General features: G+C 71.1%; 23 protein-coding genes and 1 tRNA gene. 14 read left to right on the forward strand and 10 right to left on the reverse strand.

Going from position 1 to position 21,246, the window contains the following annotated elements; all coding sequences use genetic code 11:
- Positions 1-61: 61 nt before the first annotated feature.
- Positions 62-1,084 (reverse strand): NAD(P)/FAD-dependent oxidoreductase, encoded by a 1,023-nt coding sequence (locus tag ACWPXE_RS25625; protein WP_174438822.1) that lies wholly within the window; start codon positions 1,082-1,084, stop codon positions 62-64.
- Between the two features lie 210 nt (positions 1,085-1,294).
- Between ACWPXE_RS25625 and ACWPXE_RS25630 the strand changes: the two genes are divergently transcribed.
- The 10 genes from ACWPXE_RS25630 (at position 1,295) to ACWPXE_RS25675 (ending at position 12,777) form a co-directional block, all read left to right on the forward strand.
- The gene (locus tag ACWPXE_RS25630) at positions 1,295-1,753 is read left to right on the forward strand and encodes a hypothetical protein (protein ID WP_454020118.1); all 459 of its coding nucleotides are present in this window, start codon (positions 1,295-1,297) and stop codon (positions 1,751-1,753) included.
- Positions 1,750-2,250 (forward strand): tRNA (adenosine(37)-N6)-threonylcarbamoyltransferase complex ATPase subunit type 1 TsaE, encoded by a 501-nt coding sequence (tsaE, locus tag ACWPXE_RS25635; RefSeq protein WP_454020119.1) that lies wholly within the window; start codon positions 1,750-1,752, stop codon positions 2,248-2,250. The genes ACWPXE_RS25630 and tsaE overlap by 4 nt, the downstream gene beginning before the upstream one ends.
- Positions 2,247-3,260, forward strand: coding sequence for an aminoglycoside phosphotransferase family protein (locus ACWPXE_RS25640; RefSeq protein ID WP_454020120.1), 1,014 nt, complete (start codon positions 2,247-2,249; stop codon positions 3,258-3,260). Before tsaE ends, ACWPXE_RS25640 begins: the two co-directional genes overlap by 4 nt.
- Positions 3,261-3,262: 2 nt before the next feature.
- Positions 3,263-4,042 (forward strand): nucleotidyltransferase family protein, encoded by a 780-nt coding sequence (locus tag ACWPXE_RS25645; protein WP_454020121.1) that lies wholly within the window; start codon positions 3,263-3,265, stop codon positions 4,040-4,042.
- A 114-nt stretch (positions 4,043-4,156) separates the two neighbouring features.
- On the forward strand, positions 4,157-7,150 hold the full coding sequence (addB, locus tag ACWPXE_RS25650) for a double-strand break repair protein AddB (RefSeq protein ID WP_454020122.1): 2,994 nt from the start codon (positions 4,157-4,159) through the stop codon (positions 7,148-7,150).
- A gap of 147 nt (positions 7,151-7,297) precedes the next feature.
- A complete protein-coding gene (addA, locus tag ACWPXE_RS25655) occupies positions 7,298-10,318 on the forward strand; it encodes a double-strand break repair helicase AddA (protein ID WP_454020123.1) in 3,021 nt (1,006 codons plus the stop codon).
- Positions 10,264-10,764: a PD-(D/E)XK nuclease family protein gene (locus ACWPXE_RS25660; protein WP_454020124.1), complete on the forward strand. Its 501-nt coding sequence runs from the start codon at positions 10,264-10,266 to the stop codon at positions 10,762-10,764. Before addA ends, ACWPXE_RS25660 begins: the two co-directional genes overlap by 55 nt.
- A 211-nt stretch (positions 10,765-10,975) precedes the next feature.
- Positions 10,976-11,299, forward strand: a complete 324-nt coding sequence (gene trxA, locus ACWPXE_RS25665; RefSeq protein ID WP_014238663.1) for a thioredoxin TrxA — start codon at positions 10,976-10,978, stop codon at positions 11,297-11,299.
- Positions 11,300-11,575: 276 nt separating this feature from the next.
- Positions 11,576-12,472 carry a transcriptional regulator GcvA gene (gene gcvA, locus ACWPXE_RS25670; protein ID WP_454020125.1) on the forward strand — a complete coding sequence of 299 codons (897 nt, stop codon included), beginning with the start codon at positions 11,576-11,578 and terminating at the stop codon, positions 12,470-12,472.
- A gap of 71 nt (positions 12,473-12,543) precedes the next feature.
- Entirely contained in the window at positions 12,544-12,777 is a 234-nt protein-coding gene (locus tag ACWPXE_RS25675) for a DUF1127 domain-containing protein (protein ID WP_454020126.1), read from the forward strand.
- Positions 12,778-12,787: 10 nt separating this feature from the next.
- Here the strand turns inward: ACWPXE_RS25675 and ACWPXE_RS25680 are convergent, their stop codons facing one another.
- Positions 12,788-13,261, reverse strand: coding sequence for a low molecular weight protein-tyrosine-phosphatase (locus tag ACWPXE_RS25680; RefSeq protein ID WP_454020127.1), 474 nt, complete (start codon positions 13,259-13,261; stop codon positions 12,788-12,790).
- A 128-nt stretch (positions 13,262-13,389) separates the two neighbouring features.
- Here ACWPXE_RS25680 and ACWPXE_RS25685 point away from each other — a divergent pair, with 128 nt between their 5' ends.
- Both ACWPXE_RS25685 and ACWPXE_RS25690 read left to right on the forward strand, forming a co-directional pair.
- On the forward strand, positions 13,390-14,136 hold the full coding sequence (locus ACWPXE_RS25685) for an NAD-dependent deacylase (RefSeq protein ID WP_454020532.1): 747 nt from the start codon (positions 13,390-13,392) through the stop codon (positions 14,134-14,136).
- A complete protein-coding gene (locus tag ACWPXE_RS25690) occupies positions 14,133-14,723 on the forward strand; it encodes a uracil-DNA glycosylase family protein (protein ID WP_454020128.1) in 591 nt (196 codons plus the stop codon). Before ACWPXE_RS25685 ends, ACWPXE_RS25690 begins: the two co-directional genes overlap by 4 nt.
- 1 nt (position 14,724) lies before the next feature.
- On the opposite strand, the gene ACWPXE_RS25695 is transcribed toward ACWPXE_RS25690, so the two are convergent.
- Positions 14,725-15,138 carry a metallopeptidase family protein gene (locus tag ACWPXE_RS25695; protein WP_041810830.1) on the reverse strand — a complete coding sequence of 138 codons (414 nt, stop codon included), beginning with the start codon at positions 15,136-15,138 and terminating at the stop codon, positions 14,725-14,727.
- 150 nt (positions 15,139-15,288) lie between these two features.
- Here ACWPXE_RS25695 and ACWPXE_RS25700 point away from each other — a divergent pair, with 150 nt between their 5' ends.
- Positions 15,289-15,591, forward strand: a complete 303-nt coding sequence (locus tag ACWPXE_RS25700) for a 4a-hydroxytetrahydrobiopterin dehydratase (RefSeq protein ID WP_137139450.1) — start codon at positions 15,289-15,291, stop codon at positions 15,589-15,591.
- A 21-nt stretch (positions 15,592-15,612) separates the two neighbouring features.
- On the opposite strand, the gene modD is transcribed toward ACWPXE_RS25700, so the two are convergent.
- Genes modD through ACWPXE_RS25725 form a run of 5 tightly spaced genes read right to left on the reverse strand, consistent with a single transcriptional unit; the run spans position 15,613 to position 19,005 of the window.
- A complete protein-coding gene (gene modD / locus ACWPXE_RS25705) occupies positions 15,613-16,440 on the reverse strand; it encodes a ModD protein (protein ID WP_454020129.1) in 828 nt (275 codons plus the stop codon).
- Positions 16,441-16,459: 19 nt separating this feature from the next.
- Positions 16,460-17,449 carry a magnesium transporter CorA family protein gene (locus ACWPXE_RS25710; RefSeq protein ID WP_035669719.1) on the reverse strand — a complete coding sequence of 330 codons (990 nt, stop codon included), beginning with the start codon at positions 17,447-17,449 and terminating at the stop codon, positions 16,460-16,462.
- Positions 17,446-18,354, reverse strand: a complete 909-nt coding sequence (gene folD / locus ACWPXE_RS25715) for a bifunctional methylenetetrahydrofolate dehydrogenase/methenyltetrahydrofolate cyclohydrolase FolD (RefSeq protein WP_454020130.1) — start codon at positions 18,352-18,354, stop codon at positions 17,446-17,448. Before folD ends, ACWPXE_RS25710 begins: the two co-directional genes overlap by 4 nt.
- A complete protein-coding gene (locus tag ACWPXE_RS25720; RefSeq protein ID WP_454020131.1) occupies positions 18,347-18,721 on the reverse strand; it encodes a DUF167 domain-containing protein in 375 nt (124 codons plus the stop codon). Before ACWPXE_RS25720 ends, folD begins: the two co-directional genes overlap by 8 nt.
- On the reverse strand, positions 18,721-19,005 hold the full coding sequence (locus tag ACWPXE_RS25725) for a YggT family protein (protein ID WP_237904729.1): 285 nt from the start codon (positions 19,003-19,005) through the stop codon (positions 18,721-18,723). Before ACWPXE_RS25725 ends, ACWPXE_RS25720 begins: the two co-directional genes overlap by 1 nt.
- A gap of 206 nt (positions 19,006-19,211) precedes the next feature.
- Between ACWPXE_RS25725 and ACWPXE_RS25730 the strand changes: the two genes are divergently transcribed.
- A tRNA-Ala gene (locus tag ACWPXE_RS25730) sits at positions 19,212-19,287 on the forward strand.
- A 140-nt stretch (positions 19,288-19,427) separates the two neighbouring features.
- On the opposite strand, the gene ACWPXE_RS25735 is transcribed toward ACWPXE_RS25730, so the two are convergent.
- Both ACWPXE_RS25735 and ACWPXE_RS25740 read right to left on the reverse strand, forming a co-directional pair.
- Positions 19,428-20,471, reverse strand: a complete 1,044-nt coding sequence (locus ACWPXE_RS25735; RefSeq protein ID WP_454020132.1) for a DMT family transporter — start codon at positions 20,469-20,471, stop codon at positions 19,428-19,430.
- 82 nt (positions 20,472-20,553) lie between these two features.
- On the reverse strand, positions 20,554-21,243 hold the full coding sequence (locus ACWPXE_RS25740) for an ABC transporter permease (protein WP_137139460.1): 690 nt from the start codon (positions 21,241-21,243) through the stop codon (positions 20,554-20,556).
- Between the last annotated feature and the right edge of the window lie 3 nt (positions 21,244-21,246).

A 21,246-nucleotide genomic window follows, 5' to 3' on the forward strand; every position in this document is an offset into this window, starting at 1 on the left:
TGCCTCCCGTCAGCCGCTGACGGAGCGGGCCGCCGGTACCCCCGGCGGCCCGTTTCCGTTCTTACTCGGCGCCGGGAACACCCTTGGAGGTCGAATATTCGAAGTGCAGCGCCTCGCCCGGATGGACCAGCGGGTGGATGGCGTGGGCCGCCTGCGCGGCCTCGGAGAAGCCGCAGAGGATCAGCTTCAGCTTGCCGGGATATGTGGCGATGTCGCCGATGGCGTAGACGCCGGGGGCGCTGGTGGCGCAGCCGGGCAGGCTGACGCCGATGTGGCTGCGCTCCAGGTTCAGGCCCCACTCGGCGATCGGCCCCAGATTCATCGACAGGCCGAAGAAGGCGAGCAGCGCGTCGGCCGGCAGGTCCTTCTCCTCGCCGTCCAGCGTGGCGACGCGCACGGCGGAGAGCTGGCCGTTCCCGCCCACCAGACCGGAGAGCTGGTAGGGCACCACCATCTCCACCTTGCCCTCGCGGACCAGGACGTCCATGCGGGCGACGCTTTCCGGGGCGGCGCGGAACTTGGGCCGGCGGTGGACGACATAGACCTTCTCCGCCACGTCGGCCAGCGACAGCGTCCAGTCCACGGCGGAGTCGCCGCCGCCGGCGATCACCACGCGCTTGCCGGCGAAGTCCTGCTTGCGGCGGACCATGTAGAAGACCGACGTGCCCTCATACTGCTCCAGCCCGTCCAGCGGCGGGCGGTTGGGGCCGAAGGCGCCGCAGCCGGCGGCGATGATCACCGCCTGGGTGTCGATGCGGGTGCCGATGCTGGTCTCCACCAGCCAGCGCCCTTCGTCCGTCCGGGTCAGCTTCTCGACCTGCTGACCCAGATGATAGGTCGGGCTGAAGGGGGCGGCCTGCTCCGCCAGCCGGTCGATCAGGTCGGCGGCCTCGATGGCCGGGTGAGCCGGAATGTCGTAGATCGGCTTTTCCGGGTAGAGCGCCGTGCACTGCCCGCCCACCATGTCCAGCGCGTCCACCACATGGCATCGCATCTTCAGCATGCCGCATTCGAACACGGCGAAGAGACCGACGGGGCCGGCGCCGACGATGACGACGTCGGTGCGATGGACGGTGTGCGACATGGGACGCGCTGCCTTGTGCAAACGGGGGAACGATGACGCCTTCAATTGTCCGGTTTCGCGCCCCCGGTCAACCCCGCCCTGCACGGGGAGAGCGGACGGCGCGCGCAAAATGGGTGCGGTCCCGCCGATTTCCTTCTGGGCGCGCGGTCGCGGTGGGGTAGGATTTGCGCGTTTTCCCCGTGCCGGAGCGGCCGCGATGAAGGACTGGCGATGAAGGAGCTGCGCTGCCTCGTGTTCACCGACCAGGAGGTCGTGAAGGCCGTGCTCGACCGCCGCCGCCGGATGCGCGAACCGCTGCCCAACGGCACGGTCGGCAAGGTCACCTACCGCCCCGGCCAGCCCGGCGGCGGCGGGGTGGAGACGCTGATCCAGGTCACCGGGGACGAGGGCGACGACTGCAGCATGACGCTGCACGAGTCCGAGGTCGCGGCGGCGCTGGTGTCCTACTGCATGGGGCGCAAGATCCCCCTGCCCGTCGAGTCCGACAAGATGATCCACCTGATCAACGGCGCCCTGACGCTGATGATCACCATGAACTTCAAGAAGCCGCCGCGTCTGGTGGAGGACCGCGCCGAGGCGGCGGAGCCTGCCCCCGCACCCCCCCCTCCCCGGCCCGGTGCCGCGCAAGGCCGCCTCCCGCCGCTGATCCGACCCTGTTTGACACGATGAACCAGACCGAATCCCCCCCCACCGCGCGCGCCGTCGCGCTGCCGAGCGAGGACGCGACCGCAGCCCTGGCCCGCCGTTTGGCCGCGGCGCTGGCGCCCGGCGACCTCGTGGCCCTGCGCGGCGACCTGGGCGCCGGCAAGTCCGCCCTGTGCCGCGCCCTGATCCGCGCCGTGACGGAGGAGGACGCGGAGGTGCCGTCCCCCACCTTCACGCTGGTGCAGACCTACGACACCGACATCGGCCCGGTCTGGCATTTCGACCTCTACCGCCTGTCCGGCCCCGACGAGGTGACGGAACTGGGCTGGGACGAGGCCCGCGCCGAGGCCGTCCTGCTGGTGGAATGGCCGGACCGGCTGGGGCCGCTGCTGCCCGCCGACCGCCTCGACATCGTGATGAGCTTCGCCGGGCCGACCGAGCGCCGCGCCACCCTGACCGGCCACGGCGCCTGGGAATCGCGCCTCACCACAATCGACCTCACCGGACTGGAGCGGCCGTGACCGACCGCGCGTCGCAGATCGCCGCCTTCCTCGCCCGCCACGGGCTGGAGGGGGCCAAACGCGAGCCGCTGGCCGGCGACGCCTCGGCACGCCGCTACGAGCGCCTGACGACTCCGGACGGCGGGACGCTGATCCTGGTCGACACCCCCGCCCCGGCGGAGGATCTGGCGCCCTTCATCGCCATCGGCGCCACCCTGGACCGGCTGGGCTTCTCGGTCCCCGCCATCCTGGCGGCGGAGGTGGAGGCGGGGCTCGCCATCCAGGAGGATTTCGGCGACGGCACCCTGACCCGCCTGCTGAACGCCGGGGAGGAGCCGCGCCCGCTCTACGAGCTGGCGACCGACGTTCTGATCGAGTTGCACCGCCGCTTCCCGGTGGAGGAGGCGGCCTGCCTGAACCTGCCGCTCTACGACGCGGGCCTGTTCACGCAGCAGGTGGCGCTGTTCGCCGAGGTCTACATGCCCGCGGCGACGGGAAAACCGCTGTCGGACGAGGCCCGGTCCGACTTCGACGCGGCGTGGAACGCGGTGGTGCCGGGGGCCTGCGCCGGGCCGCAGTCGCTGCTGCTGCGCGATTACCATGTGGACAACGTGATGCGGCTGCCGCGGCCCGGCCTCCGGGCGGCGGGGCTGATCGATTACCAGAGCGCCGGGCTCGGCCCCGTCGCCTACGATCTGGTGTCGCTGCTGGAGGACGCCCGCCGCGACCTGCCCGCCGGGCTGGAGGGCGTGCTGCTGGAACGCTACCGCACTGCCTTCCCGGATCGGGACTGGGAGGCCTTCCGCCGCTCCTACGCGGTGCTGGGGGCGATCCGGCACACCCGCATCCTCGCCATCTTCGTGCGTCTGGCGTTGCAGCGCCGACGCGGCTATCTCCTTCACCTGCCGCGCGTCTGGCGGCTTCTGGAAGGCCAGTTCGCCAAGCCCGAGCTGGCTCCGGTCGCCGACTGGTTTACCCGTCATCTGCCGCCGGGAACCCGCGCGGAGCTTGTCGTTCCGGAGCCGGATTGATTATGTCGCCTGTCTCGAAGAAGACCCGTACCAAGACCACGCCTGTGACAACCGCCCCCACGAAAGCCATGGTGATGGCCGCCGGGCTGGGCCTGCGGATGCGCCCGCTGACCCTGGAGCGCCCGAAACCCCTGATCCCGGTAATGGGCAAGCCGATGCTCGACCACGCGCTCGACCGGCTGGAGGAGGCCGGCGTGACCGCCGCCGTGGTCAACAGCCATTACAAGGGCGAGATGATCGCCGCCCATCTGGCGGGGCGCACCGCCCCGGCCATCACCCTATCGCCGGAGGCCACGCTGCTGGAGACCGGCGGCGGCGTGAAGAAAGCGCTGCCGTTGCTGGGAACCGACCCGGTCTATGTGGTCAACGCCGACATCCTGTGGCTCGACGGCCCCTCCCCCACGCTGGCGCGATTGGCCCGCCACTGGAACCCGGAGGAGATGGACGCGCTCCTGCTGCTGATGGCGACCACCAAGGCGGTGGGCTACGAGGGGCGCGGCGATTACCACATGGACCCGCTGGGCCGGCTGACCCGGCGCGGCGAGCAGGAGATTGCCCCCTTCGTCTACGCCGGCGTCCAGATCGTGAAGCCGGGGCTGTTCGGGCAGGACACGCCCGACGGCGCCTTCTCCACCAACCGCATCTGGGACCGCGCGCAGGAGGCCGGGCGCCTCTTCGGCCTCGCCCACGACGGGTTGTGGTTCCACATCGGCACCCCCGACGCACTGGCCGAGACCGAGGAGATGCTGTCGATGAGCGACGTGTCGGTGGTCACCACCTGACCGGCCACCCAACCGACCCTTTGTGAGAATTTTTGTATTCCTTGACGCTTTGTGGTGTCATTGCCCCACATCTAGTATCCTCGCGCGTCTGACGATACAGCTTCCGGGGCAGGCATGAGCGGCAGGGCGGAGCCCAAGGTCTATTCGATTCCCACCGGCGTGTCCTTCGTGGACCAGCTCGCCGCGGGAATCTTGGACCGCGTGGGGAACGACCCGCTGGCGCTCGCCGGGGTGACCGTCCTGCTGCCGACGCGCCGCTCCTGCCGCTCGCTGCGCGAGGCCTTCCTGCGCCGCTCCGGCGGGCAGCCGATGCTGCTGCCGCGGATGAGCCCGCTGGGCGAGCTGGACGCCGCCTCCCTCAGCCTGACCTCGGCGGAGGAACTGCCCGGCGTGCCGCTGGAGCTGCCGGACCCGATCAGCGGGCTGAAGCGCCAGATGATGCTGGCCCGGCTGATCCTCCAGGCGACCGGCGTGTCGGCCACCACCGCGCAGGCGGTGCGGCTGGGCGCCGATTTGGGACGGCTGATCGACGCGGTATGGACGGAGGATGTCGCCTTCGACCGGCTGGCCTCGCTGGTGCCGGAGGATTACGCTCAGCACTGGCAGGTGACGCTGGAGTTCCTGAAGATCGTCACGGAGCACTGGCCGGCTATCCTCGGCGCCAGCGCGCTGACCGACCCGGCGCAGCGCCGCAACCTCGTGCTTCAGACGCAAGCCGCGCTCTGGCGGGCGGAGCCGCCGCAGGGGTTGGTCATCGCCGCCGGCTCCACCGGCTCCATCCCGGCCTCCGCCGACCTGCTGGCGGTGGTCGCCGCCCTGCCGCAGGGCGCCGTCGTGCTGCCCGGCCTCGACCTGGAGGCCGACGAGGCGAGTTGGGACGCCATCCGCGCCGACGAGGCGCACCCGCAACACGGCCTCGCCCATCTGCTCGACCGGCTGTCGGTCGGCCGCGCCGCCGTGCGCCGCTGGAACGACGCGGAGGAGCCGCGGGCCGCCCGCGCCCGCCTGCTCGCCGAGGCCATGCGCCCCGCCGCCACCACGGAAAGCTGGCGGGAGCTGGACGGGCTGGACGCCGCGGCCCTGGAGGGGCTGACCCGCATCGACGCCCCGACCGCGGAGGAGGAGGCGTCGGTCATCGCGCTCCTGCTCCGTCACGCGCTGGAGACTCCGGGCAAGACGGCGGCGCTGGTCTCGCCCGACCGCAACCTCGCGCGCCGGGTCGCCATGGCGTTGACCCGCTGGGGCATCGCGGTTAACGACTCGGCGGGCCAGCCGCTCGTCCACACCGCCGTCGGCACCTATCTGCGGCTGACCGCCGAGCTGGCCGCCAGCCGCGCCCACCCGCTGGCCCTGCTGGCGCTCGCCAAGCACCCGCTGGCCGCCGGCGGACACGACCCGGCGGAGTTCCGCCGCTCCGCCCGCGCGCTGGAGCGCACCGTCCTGCGCGGCCCCCGCCCGGCGGAGGGCTTCGCCGGGCTGATCGCCGCCCTGAAGGCCGCCGCCCGCTTCGACCACCCGGACCAGCAGGCCGCCCTGCTCAGCTGGCTGGAAAATCTGGAAACGCTCGCCGCCCCCTTCATGGAGGTGCTGTTCAGCGAGGCCCCGCTCAGCGACCTCGTCCGCGCGCACGTCGCCTTCGCCGAGGCGCTGGCCTCGCGCACCGACGCGCCGGGGTCGGAGTTCCTGTGGCGGCAGGACGACGGCGAGGAGGCCGCGACCTTCGTCCATGAGCTGCTGGAGGCGGCGGACGGCTTCCCTGCCGTTCCCGGCAAGGACTATCCGGCGCTGCTCGACGCGCTGATGGCGATGCGCCCGGTGCGCCCGCGCTTCGGCCTGCACCCGCGCCTCTACATCCTCGGCCCCATGGAAGCGCGCCTTCAGCATTTCGACCTGCTGGTCCTCGGCGGGCTGAACGAGGGGACCTGGCCGCCCGACCCCGGCGCCGATCCCTGGATGTCGCGCCCGATGCGCCGGGATTTCGGCCTGCCCAGCCCGGAACGCATGGTCGGCCTGTCCGCCCACGACTTCACCCATGCCTGCGGCGCGGAGGAGGTCGTGCTGACCCGCGCGGAGCGGGTGGACGGCACGCCGACCGTCCCGTCGCGCTGGCTGCTGCGGCTGGAGACGGTGCTGCGCGCGCTGGGTCTGGACGGGCGGATCGAGCTGGCCGGGGAGCCCTGGCTGGCCTGGGCGCGCGGTCTGGACGAGCCGGACGCCGTGCGCCCCGTCGCCCCGCCGGAGCCGCGCCCGCCGGTGTCCGCCCGCCCGCGCAAGCTGTCGGTCACCAAGATCGAGAAGTGGATGCGCGACCCCTACGCCATCTACGCCGAGCATGTGCTGAATCTCCGCAAGCTCGACCCCATCGCCGCCGACCCCGGCGCCGCCGACCGCGGCCAGTTCATCCATGCGGCGCTGGACGCCTTCGTGAAGGCCTATCCTGGCCACCTGCCCGACGACGCGCTGCACCGGCTGCTGGCGATGGGGCGCGAGTCCTTCGGCCCGCTGCTGCACAGCCATCCCGACGTCTGGGCCTTCTGGTGGCCGCGCTTCGAGCGCATCGCCGAGTGGTTCGTCGGGCAGGAGCGCGACCGCCGCCGCACCCTGAAGCCGCTCGCCACCGAGGTGTCGGGCGAACTGGCGCTGCACGGCCCCGCCGGTCCCTTCCTGCTGACCGCCAAGGCCGACCGCATCGATTCGGGCGGCGAGGGGCTGGTCCTGATCGACTACAAGACCGGCACCCCGCCCTCGACCCGCGAGATCGAGCTGGGCTTCGCCCCGCAACTGCCGCTGGAGGCCGCCATGGCCGAGGCCGGCGGTTTCGCCGGGGTGGCCCGGAACCGGGTCGCGGAGTTGGCCTTCTGGCGCCTGTCCGGCGGCGATCCGCCGGGCGAGGAGAAGGCGGTGAAGGGCGACCCGGCGACGCTCGCCGCCGAGGCCCGCACCGGGCTGGAGGAGCTGATCCGCCATTTCGACGACCCCGCCACCCCCTACCGCTCCTGCCCCCGCCCGGCCATGGCGCCGCGCTACACCGACTACGCCCACCTCGCGCGAGTGCAGGAATGGTCGGCGGGCGGCGATGGGGGTGAGGGTGATGAGCCCACGTCATAACCCCCACCCTAACCCTCCCCGCTGGGCGGGGAGGGAACGGCCGCCGCACGCCCCGAATGCCCTCCCCTGCCCAGCGGGGAGGGGGAGGGGACCCATGCGCCGCATGGGGAGGGTGGGGGCCGCACCTCCTCACACGACGACCCGCCCATGACCGTCCTCGACTTCCCCGTCCGCGAGCTTCCGCTAGACCCCAACGTCGCGCAGCGGCTCGCCTCCGATCCGCTGTCGTCGGTGTGGGTGGGCGCCTCCGCCGGGTCCGGCAAGACGAAGGTGCTGACCGACCGCGTGCTGCGGCTGATGCTGTCCGGCACCGCGCCGGCGCGCATCCTCTGCCTGACCTTCACCAAGGCGGCGGCGGCGGAGATGTCCATCCGCATCAACCGCACGCTGGGCATCTGGGCGACCCTGCCCGACGAAGGGCTGGAGGACCGGCTCGCCGACCTCTGCGGCGAGCGCCCGAGCGCGGAGACCCGCACCATCGCCCGGCGGCTGTTCGCCCAGGTGGTGGATTGCCCGGGCGGCATGAAGATCCAGACCATCCACGCCTTCTGCCAGTCGCTGCTGCGCCGCTTCCCGCTGGAGGCCGGGCTCGCCCCGCATTTCGAGGTGATGGACGAGCGCACCGCCGCCGGCCTGCTGACCGAGGCGCGGGACGAGGTGCTGCACGCCGGGCGCGCCGCGCCGGACAGCCCGCTCGGCAAGGCGATGGCCCGCCTGACCGCCGACCTGAACGCCGAGGAGTTCGCCGACATCCTGGCCGAACTGGCCAGCGAGCGCGGACGAATCCAGCGCCTGCTCGAGAGTTTCCACGGGCTGGACGGCGTGGTGGACGCGGTCCACGAGGCGCTGGGCGTGCCGCCCGGCATCACCGAGGCCACCATCCTGCGCGAGGCCTGCGCCGACGACGCCTTCGACGTTCCGGGGCTGCGCGACGCCTGCCGCGCGCTGTCCACCGGCAGCAAGACCGACGAGGAGCGCGGAGTCGGCATCCAGGGCTGGCTCGACGCCGCGGACAGCCGGATGCGCGCCTTCCAGATCTACGCCCGCCATTTCCTGACGGCGGAGGGCGGCGCGCGCAAGACCCTGATCACCAAGAAGCCGGCCACATCCTTCCCCGCCGCTCTGGCGGCGCTGGAACGTGAGGCCGAGAGGCTCGTTTCGCTGATGAAACGGGTTCGCTCGGCCGGAGTCGCCGCCTCCACCACCGCCCTGCTGACCCTGGCCGAGTCGCTTCTGAGCGCCTACGAGGCGAAGAAGAAGGCCAAGGCGCTGCTCGACTACGATGACCTGATCCTGTCGGCCAACGCCCTGCTGCGCGGCAAGGATGGCGTGCCCGCCGTGCCCTGGGTGCTGTTCAAGCTCGACGGCGGCCTCGACCACATCCTGATCGACGAGGCGCAGGACACCAACCCGGAGCAGTGGCAGGTCGTCGGCTCCATCGCCGAGGAGTTCTTCGCCGGGCTCAGCGCCCGTGACGGGGGCGAAACGACCCGCACCGTCTTCGCGGTGGGCGACGAGAAGCAGTCGATCTTCAGCTTCCAGCGCGCCGACCCCGCCGAATTCGCCCGGATGCGCCGCCATTTCCAGACCCGCGCCAAGGCCGCCGAGCGCGACTGGCACGCGGTGGCGCTGGACATCTCCTTCCGCTCCACCGCCACCGTGCTGCAGACCGTGGACGCGGTGTTCCGGCTGGACGGCGCCAAGGATGGTGTCGCTTCCGAAACGAGCCCGGTGATCCGCCACCGCGCCTTCCGCCGCGGCCATGCCGGTCTGGTCGAGCTGTGGCCCCCGGTGAAGCCGGCGGAGGCCGCCGACCCGCCCGCCTGGGCGCCCCCGGTGGAGCGCGAGGCCGCCGATTCGCCGTCGGCCCGGCTGGCCGCGGTCATCGCCGACACCATCCGCGACTGGACCCAGCGCGGCGAGTCGCTCGAGTCGCGGGGCCGGCCGATCCAGCCCGGCGACGTCATGGTGCTGGTCCGCCGCCGCACCGCCTTCGTGACGGAGCTGGTGCGCGCCCTGAAGGACCGCGCCGTTCCGGTGGCCGGCGTCGACCGCATGGTGCTGACCGAGCAGCTGGCGGTCATGGACCTGATGGCGCTGTGCGAGTTCCTGCTGCTGCCGGAAGACGACCTGACGCTGGCCACCGTCCTCAAGGGACCGCTGATCGGGCTGAGCGAGGACCAGCTCTTCGACCTCGCCCACGGGCGGCGCGGCACGCTGTGGCGGGCGCTTGTGGCGAAGGCGGAGGACGACCCGGCCTACCGCCCGGCCCGCCGCTATCTGGGCGCCCAGCTCGCCCGCACCGACTTCCTGGCGCCCTACGAGCTGTTCGCCGGGCTGCTGGCCGCCCCCTGCCCCGCCGATCCGGACGGGTCGGGCCGCCGCGCCCTCCTGAAGCGGCTCGGCCCCGACGCGCAGGACCCGCTGGACGAGTTCCTGGCCGTAAGCCTCGCTTTCGAGAAGACCGAGCCGCCCTCCCTCCAGAACTTCCTGGCCTGGCTGGCGGCCAGCGAGGCGGAGATCAAGCGCGAGCTGGAACAGGGCGGCGGACGCGTACGCATCATGACGGTGCACGGCTCCAAGGGGCTCCAGGCGCCCATCGTCTTCCTGCCCGACACGCTGGGCACGCCGACCCAGAGCCCGCCGATCCTCTGGCCCGACGAGGGCTGCGCCGTGCCGCTGTTCGCCGCCCGCCGCTCGCAGGAGGATGCGCTGTGTGCCGAGGCGCGCACCCGCGCCAACCGCCGCCGCGACCAGGAGTACAGGCGCCTGCTGTACGTCGCGCTGACCCGCGCGGAGGACCGGCTGTACGTCTGCGGCTACCAGGGCAAGAAGGAGCCGTCCGACGCCTGCTGGTACAAGCTGGTCGAGGCCGCGATGGGCGAGATCGGCGTGCCGCACCCCTTCGACTTCTCCACCCTCTGCCCGGACGGCTGGAGCGGCGAGGGGTGGCGGCTGGCCGACCCGCAGACCGCCGTTCCCAAGCCGGACGGCGCCGGGGCCGGCCGCGTGCTGGCGACGCAGGCCGCCCCGCCCTGGCTGACCGCCGCCGCGCCGGAGGAGCCGGAGCCGTCGCGCCCCACCCCCCCCGCCCGGACGGCGACGAGCCGGCGATGCGCTCCCCGCTGGGCGAGGACGACGGGGCGCGCTTCAAGCGCGGCCTGCTGATCCACCGGCTGATGCAGACCCTGCCCGACCTGCCGCCCGACGCGCGGGAGGCCGCCGCCCGACGCTACCTTGCTCGTCCCGGGCATGAGCTGACGGCGGAACGCCAGGATGAAATCGCATCCGAAACGATGCGCGTCCTGACCGACCCGCGCTTCGCCCGCCTGTTCGGCCTCAACTCCCGCGCCGAGGTGGAGGTGGTCGGTCTGGTGACCGGGCGCGCCCTGTCGGGCCGGGTCGACCGGCTGGTGATCGAGGACGACGCGGTGTGGATCGTCGACTACAAGACCAACCGCCCGCCGCCCGTCCGGGCGGAGGACGTGCCGCCCGTCTATGTCCGCCAGATGGAGGCCTACCGCGCGGCGCTGCGCGCCATCTACCCGGACAAGGCGGTGCGCTGCGTCCTGCTGTGGACGGATACCCCGGCGCTGATGGAGCTTCCGGAGTGAGGCGCGCGCGATAGTCCGCCTCGGGAACTTTTCACCCCCGGCCGCGTTGCACGGGACGGCGGATTGGGTTGACGAGACCGCAGTCGCGCCCCGGCTTGACCAGCGAGGGGGGTCGGTCATACATTTTGGCAAATTCCACCGATGAGGGATGGGTCCGCCGCCGGTGGAAAATCGGCGCGGCGGTGCCCCTGAACCCAGGCATAGAGGTCACATGAGCGATCCCATCAAGGTCACCGACGACAGCTTCGAGCAGGACGTGCTGAAGGCCGACGGTCCGGTCCTGGTCGATTTCTGGGCGGAGTGGTGCGGCCCCTGCAAGATGATTGCTCCCGCGCTCGACGACCTCGCCAAGGAGTATGGCGGCAAGGTCACCGTCGCCAAGCTGAACATCGACGACAACCCCGGCACCCCGACCAAGTACGGCGTGCGCGGCATCCCGACGCTGATGCTGTTCAAGAACGGCAACGTCGCCGCCACCAAGATCGGCGCCCTGCCGAAGACCGCGCTGTTTACGTGGGTCGACGAGGCTCTCTGAGCCAAGCGGTCCCCGGACGATCGAAAGGCCCCGCCCCTCCGGCGGGGCTTTTTGTTTGGGCACTGCAAGACCAATCCCCTCTCCTTTCCGGGGAGAGGGTGGCCCGAAGGGCCGGGTGAGGGTCTTCCGAGGATCAAGGCGCTCGTTCTTTGCCGCACCCTCACCCTTCCCACGCTTCGCGTGGGCCCCTTCCCTCTCCCGGGGCGGGAGAGGGGTGGTACACGGCACCAGCTTCCCCTTGCGGCCAATCCACCTCCGTCGCAGATTTGGCAAACGATGGCCTACCGACTGCCCCCCCTCAACACCCTGCGCCTGTTCGAGGCCGCCGGCCGCCACCAGAGCTTCAAGGCGGCGGCGGAAGAGCTGCACCTGACCCCCAGCGCGGTCAGCCACGGCATCCAGACGCTGGAGGACTGGCTTGGGGTGGAACTGTTCCTGCGCGGCAACCGCAGCCTGTCGCTGACCCCCGCCGGCCACGCCTATCTGCCCCGCGTGCGCGACGCGCTGCAGTCGCTGGCGCTGGCGACGGAGAGCGTGCCGGGCCGCAAGCCCAGCGGGCGGCTGTCGGTCAGCGCCGCCCCGACCTTCGCCCTGCGCTGGCTGATCCCCCGCCTTCCCGCCTTCCAGGAGCGCCACCCGGCGATCACGGTGGCGCTGGACACCGCCCACCGGGTGGTCGAGTTCCCCCGCGACGGCATCGACGCCGGCATCCGGCTGGGACGCGGCGACTGGCCCGGTCTGGCCGCGCTGAAGCTGATGGAGGAGGACCTCGTCCCGGTGGCCGCCCCCACCCTGGCGGCGCGCATCGCCTGCCCTGCCGATCTCGCCTCCGTCCCACTGCTCCACGTCGCCGACGTGTCGGAGGACTGGACCGCCTGGGCCGAGGCCGCGGGCCTGCCGCCGTCGGCGCTGGACGACGGGCTGAAGCGCGGGTTGCGGCTGGACGCGATCCACATGGCGGTGGACGCCGCGGTGCGCGGGCTGGGCGTCATCATCGGGCGGCGTCCGACCGTCGACCCGGAGCTGGCGTCCGGCCAGCTGGTCGAGGTGATGGGGCCGCGCCTGCGCGCGAAAAGCGCCTATTGGCTGGTCACCGCCCAGGACAGCCTGCGCCGCCCGGAGGTCGCAGCCTTCCGTGCCTGGATGCGGGCGGAGTTCGCCCAGGGAGGGTGACCCGCTTCGGGTGAAATTCGCTCACCCGACGATGAAAAGGTCCCGTTTGCCGGAGCGGCGGGGACGGCCGGATGCTGGTGCTTCCATCGCACCCGCCGGAGGCCATCATGACGCTGCACGTCCTCCCCCGCACCGCGCCGCCACCGGCCCGCCGCCTTCGCGCGCTGCTGGCCTGGATCGCCCGCTTCCGGGAGGAGCGCCGCCAGCGCGATGCCCTGCTCTCCCTCTCCGACTACGAACTGCGGGACATCGGCATCACCCGCTACGATGCCGTCACCGAAGCGCGGAAGTCTCTCTGGCGGTGAAGGTCGCGGTTTACAGCCGGTCCCGCCGGATCGCCTCCAACAGCCCCACGGCCCCGGCCTCGCAGAGGTCCAGCACCTCGGTGAAGTGCAGCCCCTCGCCGTAATAGGGGTCGGGCACCTCGCGCTTCGGTGCGTCAAGAGCGTAATCGAGGAACAGGGCGACCGTCGCCCTGCTGTCCGGCGGGGCCATGCGCCGCAACTGCGCCAGATGCCCGCCGTCCATCGCCAGGACGTAATCGAAGTCGGCGAAGTCCGCCCCGGTCACCTTGCGAGCGCGCAGGTCCGACAGGTCCACCCCGCGGGCCTTGGCGGCGCGCTGGCTGCGCGGGTCGGGCGCCTCCCCCACATGATAGCTGTGGGTGCCCGCCGAATCGATGCCGATCTGGCTTTCCAAACCGGCTTGCCGAACCCGGTCGCGGAACACACCTTCCGCGGTGGGCGACCGGCAGATGTTGCCCGTACACACGAACAGGACCTTGACCATCCCGGCCTCCTCCTCTCTGCTTTCCGCCTGTGCCTTTCCCGGCCCGAGATCTAGCAGCCGTTCCCCGAACCCGCCAGGGCGCCATGACCCTCGCCAATATGACCGCCGCCAATATGACCGCCGCCAATATGACCGCCGCCATCACGACCATCGCCAATCATCTGAAGCCGACCGACTCCATCGTCCTCCTGACCGGGGCCGGCATTTCCAAGGAATCCGGCCTGGACACCTTCCGCTGCGCCGACGGCATCTGGGCAAAGGTCGATCTGGAGGACGTCGCCACGCCGGAGGGCTTCGCCCGCGACCCGGTGCTGGTCCACCGCTTCTACAACGACCGGCGGCGCGGCCTGCGCGACCCCGCGGTGCAGCCGAACGCCGCCCATGCCGCTCTGGCCGAGTTGGAGCGGCGCTGGAAAGGCGACCTGCTGCTGGTCACCCAGAACATCGACGACCTGCACGAGCGCGCCGGGTCGCACACGCTGATCCACATGCATGGGGAGCTGAACGCGGTCTTCTGCCGCCATTGCCGCAGCAAGGTGGAACACTGGGCCGGCGACCTGTCGGTGGAGGACGTCTGCCCGTCCTGCGCCCGCAAGGGCGGCATGCGCCCCGACGTGGTGTGGTTCGGCGAGATGCCCTACCAGATGGAGCGGATCTACCGCGCGCTGGGCGCCTGCGACCTGTTCGTCTCCATCGGCACCTCCGGCAACGTCTATCCCGCCGCCGGCTTCGTGGCCGAGGCGTGCAACGCCGGCGCCCTGACGCTGGAGCTGAACCTGGAGCCGTCGGCGGGCGCCAGCCTGTTCGCGGACTCCGTCAACGGCCCGGCGACCGAGCTGGTCCCGGCCTTCGTGAGCGAGCTGCTGAGCCTTTGAGCGGCGATCTTGAGAAACTGTTCGAACAGGCCCGCGCCTGCCGGCTGTGCGCGGGGGTGTTGCCGCACGGCTGCCGCCCGGTGCTGCGCGGCAGCCCGTCCGCCCGCCTGCTGATCGTCGGGCAGGCGCCGGGCGCGCGGGTGCACGCCAGCGGCATCCCCTGGAACGATCCGTCCGGCGACCGGCTGCGCCAGTGGCTGGCCATGGACCGCGCGGCCTTCTACGACGAGAGCCGGATCGCCATCGTCCCCATGGGGCTCTGCTACCCCGGCACGGCGCCGAAGGGCGGCGACTACCCGCCGCGCCCGGAATGCGCGCCGCTCTGGCACCCGCCGCTGCGCGCCGCCCTGACCGGGGTTCGGCTGACCCTGCTGGTCGGCAGCTACGCCCAGGCCCACTATCTGGGAAACCGCCGCCGGCGGACGATGACCGACACGGTGGCGGCGTGGCGGGATTACCTGCCGGAGTTCCTGCCCCTGCCCCACCCGAGCTGGCGCAACACCGCTTGGCTGAAGAAGAACCCCTGGTTCGACGCGGAACTGGTGCCCGCCCTGCGCCGCCGCGTGGACGAGGCTCTGGACGGGTGACTCACCCCTCCATGGCCTCGATGCGCTCCATGTCCTCGTCCGACAGGCCGAAATGGTGGCCGATCTCGTGGATCAGGACGTGGCGGACGATGGCGAACAGGTCCTCGCCCGTCTCGCACCAGTAGTCCAGGATCGGGCGGCGGTAGAGGAAGATCATGTCCGGCCCGCTGCGCAGGTCCGCGACGCTCTGCCGCGTCATATCGACGCCCCGATAGAGGCCGAGCAGGTCGAAGGGGCTCTCCAGCTCCATCTCGCGCTCGGTCTCCTCGTCGGGGAAATCCTCGACATGGATCGACAGATTGGCGATCGGGGCCAGGAGTTCCCGCGGAATCGTCTCCAGCGCGTCCTCGGCCATCCGCTCGAGGTCGGGGGTGGAGGGGGGAACGCTGTGGGTGTGTGCCGGTTTGCGCATCATAGGGGGGAAGGTAGCGTTGCTTGCCGCCCAGGCCAAGCGGCGCTAAACCGGAAGACGGACCGGAACAGCGATTTGATCCACAATCGATCCGTGTCCGTTACGCCTTGCACAGGCCAACCGAGCACAGGCCAACCAACAACGGGGGAAGGAATGTCGGACAAGCTGGTGGGTGCCAAGCGGCAGACCGCGCTGAAGGAACTGCATGGCTGGGCGGAGGTGCTGGAGCGCGACGCGATCCGCAAAACCTACCATTTCCCCGACTTCCCCGCCGCCTGGGGCTTCATGAGCCAGGTCGCCCTGCTGGCGGAGCGGGTGAACCATCATCCGGAATGGTTCAACGACATGGGCCGGGTGGAGATCATCCTGTGCACCCGCAGCGCCGACGGCCTGACCCAAGCCGACGTCGATTTCGCCCACCGCGTGGACCAGATCGCCCCGAACCGCGACCGCTGATCTAAGCGCGCACGGAGCGCGTCAGGCCGGTTCCAGAACCACCTTCACATCCGCCGGGCGCCCGAAGAAGGGGGCGGTGGTGACCAGCAGCGGGCAACCGGCGGCGGCGTAGGCCGCCGCATTGTCCTCCGTCACGCCGCCCGCCGCGGCGACGACCGGCGGGCGCGGCAGGCCGCGCGTCGCCTCGACCACGGCGCGGGCCTCCTCGGGCGGGCGTTTCTCCAGTTGCAGCACGTCGGCCCCGGCCCGGGCGAAGGCGATGGCGTCCGCCACCGTGTCGACCTCCACCACAATCTTCTTTTCCGGCGCCCGGCGGCGCAGATCGGCGATCCACGCCTCGGGCGGGCCGGACAGAAAGGCGCGGTGTTCGGCGAAGACCAGGATCGTTTCCGACAGGCCCAGCCGATGCATCACCGCCCCGCCGGCCAGCACCGCCTTGACCGACAGGTCCTTGGCACCGGGAAAATTCTTGCGGGTGCAGGCGACCGTCACCCCGGGGGCGGCCTCGACGATGCGGCGGGCCCGGGAGGCGATTCCGGAGGCGTATTCGACCAGCGTCTGCGCCACCTTCCAGCCGCGGTGCAGGGCGCCCGCCGGGCCATGCCCCTCCAGGAAGGGCGCTCCGGCCTCCACCGCCGTGCCGCTGGGCCGGAAAGAGGTCACCGTGCCGCCGGCCTTCCCGATCAGGCGGGCGGCTTCCTCCGTCCCGGCCAGCACCATGGCGCCGCGCGCCGTGAACCGGATGCGCGCCGGGGCGGCGGCGATGCCCAGCGAGTCGGTGGTCAGATCGCCGTAGGGAACGTCCTGGACGAGGAGCGCGTCGAGCGCGGCATCGGACAGGACGATCATCGGCGGTTCCCTTTTCTTGTTAAAGCCACCCGCGGCGGCGGAAGTACCAGAGCGGCACGACGGCGGACAGCACCATCATCACGATGGCCATGGGATAGCCGAAGTCCCAGTCCAGCTCGGGCATGTGGTGGAAGTTCATGCCGTAGGCCGACGCGATCAGGGTCGGCGGCATCAGCGCCACGGAGACGACCGAGAAGATCTTGATGATCGCGTTCTGCTCGATGTTGATCAGGCCGAGCGTGGCGTCGAGCAGGAAGTTCGCCTCATGCGCCAGGAAGCCGGCGTGCTCGTTCAGGGACCGCAGGTCGCGCGTCAGGGTCTTCAGCGCGGCTTTCTGCTCCTTGGTCAGCCGCCCGGCGGCGACGGAGGAGAGGAAGGCGACCAGCCGGTCCAGCCCGGCGAGGCTGTCGCGCACCTTGTGCGTCAGGTCGCCGGCCCGTCCGATGCCGCGCAGCACATCCTGCAGCTCGTCCGGCTTCTTGGAGCTTCCGACCCCCTTGCTGTTCAGCGAGTCGGTGAAGATGCGCGCGGAGAGCCCGTCGATGCGGGCGCCGATCAGCTCCAGCACGTCGGCCACCCGGTCGATCACCGCGTCGAGGATGCCCAGAAGCGCGTCCTCCGCGCTGGCCAGAAGCTCCGGCTGGCGGCTGGTCCGCGCGGCGAAGGTGGCGACGGAGCGCGGCTCGGTGAAGCGCACCGTGATCATATGCCGGGGGGTCAGGACGAAGGTGACCTCGCCCTGCTCCGGCATCGGCGAATCGGCCCGCGCGATCACCGAGGAGGTGAGGTAGACGGCCTCCCCCTCGGTGTAGAGCTGGCTCGACGCTTCGATTTCCTTCATTTCCTCGCGCGTCGGCAGGTCGCAGCCGGTGACGGCGCCGACATGCGCGCGCTCCGCCTCATCGGGGCGGAGAAGATCGATCCACACCGTGTTGGGCGGCAGCGGCTCGCCAAGGGCGAGCGGCTGCTCGACCACGCGGCCGCCCACCCGGGCGTGGACCGTGATCATGCAAGAGCCTCGGCCGGGACCGGCGCGCCGGCGGCGCGGCAGGCGGCGGCCAGCGTGTTGAGCATCAGGCAGGCGATGGTCATCGGCCCGACGCCGCCCGGCACCGGGGTGATGGCGCCGGCGACCTTGACCGCCTCGTCGTAGGCGACGTCGCCGACCAGCTTGGTCTTGCCCGGCTCGGTCGGGTGCGGCACGCGGTTGATGCCGACGTCGATGACCACGGCGCCCGGCTTGATCCAGTCGCCGCGCACCATCTCCGGACGGCCCACCGCGGCGACCAGGATGTCGGCGCGCCGGCATTCGCCGGGCAGGTCCTGGGTGCGGGAATGGGCGACGGTGACCGTGCAGTCCTGCTGGAGCAGAAGCTGCGCCATCGGCTTGCCGACGATGTTGGAGCGGCCCAGCACCAGCGCCCGCTTGCCCTTCAGGTCGGCGCCCAGCGTGTCGCGGAGCAGCAGCAGGCTGCCCAGCGGCGTGCAGGGCACGATGGCGCCGGGGCTGCCGGTCGCCAACAGGCCCGCGTTGACGACGTGGAAGCCGTCCGCATCCTTTTCCGGGACGATGCGGGCCAGAACCTTTTGGGTGTCGATGTGCCTCGGCAGGGGAAGCTGGACCAGGATGCCGTGCACCGCCGGGTCGGCGTTTAGCCGATCGATCAGGGCCAGCAGCTCCGCCTCGCCGAGGTCGGCCGGCATGTGGTGGTCGAAGCTGTTCATGCCGAGGTCGGCCAGGGCCTTTTCCTTGGACCGGACATAGACCTGGCTCGCCGGGTCCTCGCCCACCAGCACGACGGCGAGGCCGGGGGTGACGCCGTGGCTGGCCTTGAGCGCGGCCACACCCTCCGCCACGCGGGCGCGCAGCCCCGCGGCGAACGCCTTGCCGTCGATGATCTTCGCCTCAGCCATCGCTCTTCCCACCGTTGCTGCTCACCGGGTCGCCGGTCGCGGTTTCCACCAGCGCCGTCAGCCGGCGCATCAGGTCGGCCGGATCGCCGGCCACATGGACAATCTTGTTCCGGTCGGTGGCGCCGGCCACCACCGTCAGGCTGGTCTTGGGCAGTTTCCACGCCTTGGCCAGCAGTTTCACCACCGCCTCGTTCGCCTTGCCGTTCTCCGGCACGGCGGTGACGGTCACCTTCAGGGCCGTTCCTCCGGACGCTGTGGCGGCCAGCCCGGCGATGGCGTTGCGCGACGCCTTGGGCGTCACCCGCAACGCCAGCCGGACGCCGTCCGCCACGGCCTCGAACGGCGCAGCTTCCGAAGGTACCGCCATCAGAAGCGCGGCCAGTATTCCGCCATCAGGTTGCGGATGAAGAAGATCAGCAGGATCAGCGCGATCGGCGACAGGTCCAGGCCACCCATGTTCGGCAGGACGCGGCGGATCGGGCGCAGGACCGGTTCGGTGACGCGGTAGAGGAAGTCGCCGATGACATAGACCGCGCGGTTGCGGGTGTTGACGACGTTGAAGGCCACCAGCCAGCTCAGCACCGCCGAAGCGATGAGCAGCCACACATAGAGGCTGAGAACGGTGTCGATCAGCAGGTAGAGCGCAATCATGCCCGGCCCGTCCCTTTATTGTCCGATTTTGCGGGGCACCCTAAGCACAAGCGGCGAGTGCTGTCCAGTGCCGCGCGGCGGGCCGCCATCATCCCCTTCGCCATCCCCTTCCGTGAACCGCCGATGCCCGCAATCAGGCGCGTTCAGAGGGCTTGACAGGCCCCCTCCGCATCACCATTATCCGCCGCACGCCGGTAACGGTGTGTGGGGCCGTAGCTCAGCTGGGAGAGCGACGCGTTCGCAATGCGTAGGTCGGGAGTTCGATCCTCCTCGGCTCCACCAATCCCCCCAAGACAGTGATGCGACACTGGAATTCGCCCGGAAGCGGCGGAATTCCCCGCGGTGTGACACCGCCCTGTCGCACGCGGCGTCGGCCAAATCTCCCCATTCTTTTTAAAACGTTCGCCGATCCGGCCCAAGCCTCAGTGCCTGTGCGCGTGGTGGGCATCCGGAAAGTGGGCGTGCCGGTGCCGCAGGCGCCCGTGACGGTGACGGTGGGTGTGCGGCTCGGTCACCGGGCCATCGTGATGGTGCCGGTGGTGCTCGTCATGCACATGCGGGTGGTCGTGCTCCATCTCCTCGTGGTCATGCTCATGGTCGTGGTCCTCGGTCAGGTGCAGCCAGACGCCCACCCCCATCAGCGCCGCCGCGGCGGCCAGCCCGACCGTCAGCGGCTCCCCGAAGATCGCCAGGGAGGCGATGCCGCCGACGAAGGGGGCCGTCGAGAAATAGGCCCCGGTGCGGGCGGCGCCGATGTGGCGCAGGGCGACCACGAACAGCACGAGGCTGACGCCGTAGCCGAGCAGCCCGACCAGCATCGCCGCCGCGGTCGGCGTGGCGGGCAGGGCGTCGCCGAGCGCCAGGGCGATCCCGACATTGACGGTGCCGGCCACCAGCCCCTTGATCGTGGCGATGTCCGCCGGGTCGGCCAGCGACACCTTGCGGGTCAGGTTGTTGTCCACCGCCCACATCAGACAGGCGGCGGCGACCGCGGCCGGCCCCCAACCACCGGCGATGTCCACTGTTCCGCCCCAGGACAGCACCACCGCTCCCGCCACGATGGCGACCATCCCGGCGACGAGGCGCCGGTCGACGCCCTCCCGGAAGACGAACCACGCCAGCAGGGCGGTGAACACCCCTTCCAGATTGAGCAGCAGCGAGGCGGTCGATGCCGGCGTCGCCGTCAGGCCGGCCATCAGCAGCACCGGTCCGGCGATACCTCCGGCACCGATGGCGGCCAGCAGCCAGAGCCATTCGGCGCCGCGGATGCCGCGTTCGCTCCGCTTCTGCGGGACCGTCAGACCACGGACCAGCCGGACCAGCCCCAGCCCGATGCCGGAGCCGAGATAGAGCAGGCCCGCCAGCATCCAGGGCGACAGGTCGTGGACCAGCAGCTTCGCCAGCGGCGTGCTGATGCCGAAGAGAACCGCGGCCAGGATGGCGGTCGTCGCGCCGGTTCGGGGCATGATGCCTCGCACGCCTGTTGAGTGGGGGAACCGTTGCCCCCACCCTAACCCTCCCCCGCTGACGCAGGGGAGGGGATGAAGGCTACCCCCGCGCCCGCAGGTAGGGGGTCATGCGCCACTCCGCGTAGCGGATCAGGCGCGAGGCGAGGAAGTTCAGCAGCAGATAGATGCTGCCCGCCACGATGAACACCTCGAACACCGCGAAGCTCTGCGCGATGATCTTGCGGGCGATGCCGGTGATCTCCAGAAGCGTGATGGTGCTGGCGAGCGAGCTGGCCTTCACCATCAGTATCACCTCGTTGCCGTAGGCCGGCAGCATCTGGCGGATCGCCACCGGCATCACGATCCGGCGGAACAGCAGCGTGCGCGACATGCCGCAGGCCCGCGCCGCCTCGATCTGGCCCTGCGGCACCGACAGGATGGCGCCGCGCAGGATCTCGCTGGTGTAGGCGCCGGTGTTCAGCGTCAGCGCCAGGATCGCGCACCAGAAGGGCTCGCGCAGATAGACCCAGAGGAAGCTGCTGCGCACCAGCTCGAACTGGCCCATGCCGTAATAGATCAGGAAGATCTGCACGAGCAGCGGCGTGCCGCGGAACACGAAGACGTAGGCGGCCATCAGCCGCTCGGTGACGCGGTTGCCGTACAACCGCAGCAACGCCACCGCGAAGGCCACGCCCGCGCCGAACAGCAGCGCCAGCCCGACCAGTTGCAGGGTCACCGGAACGCCGCGCAGGAGGGTGGGCACGCTGTCCCACATCAGTTCCCAGTTCATGGG

It is taken from the genome of Azospirillum sp. Marseille-Q6669, assembly GCF_965111635.1.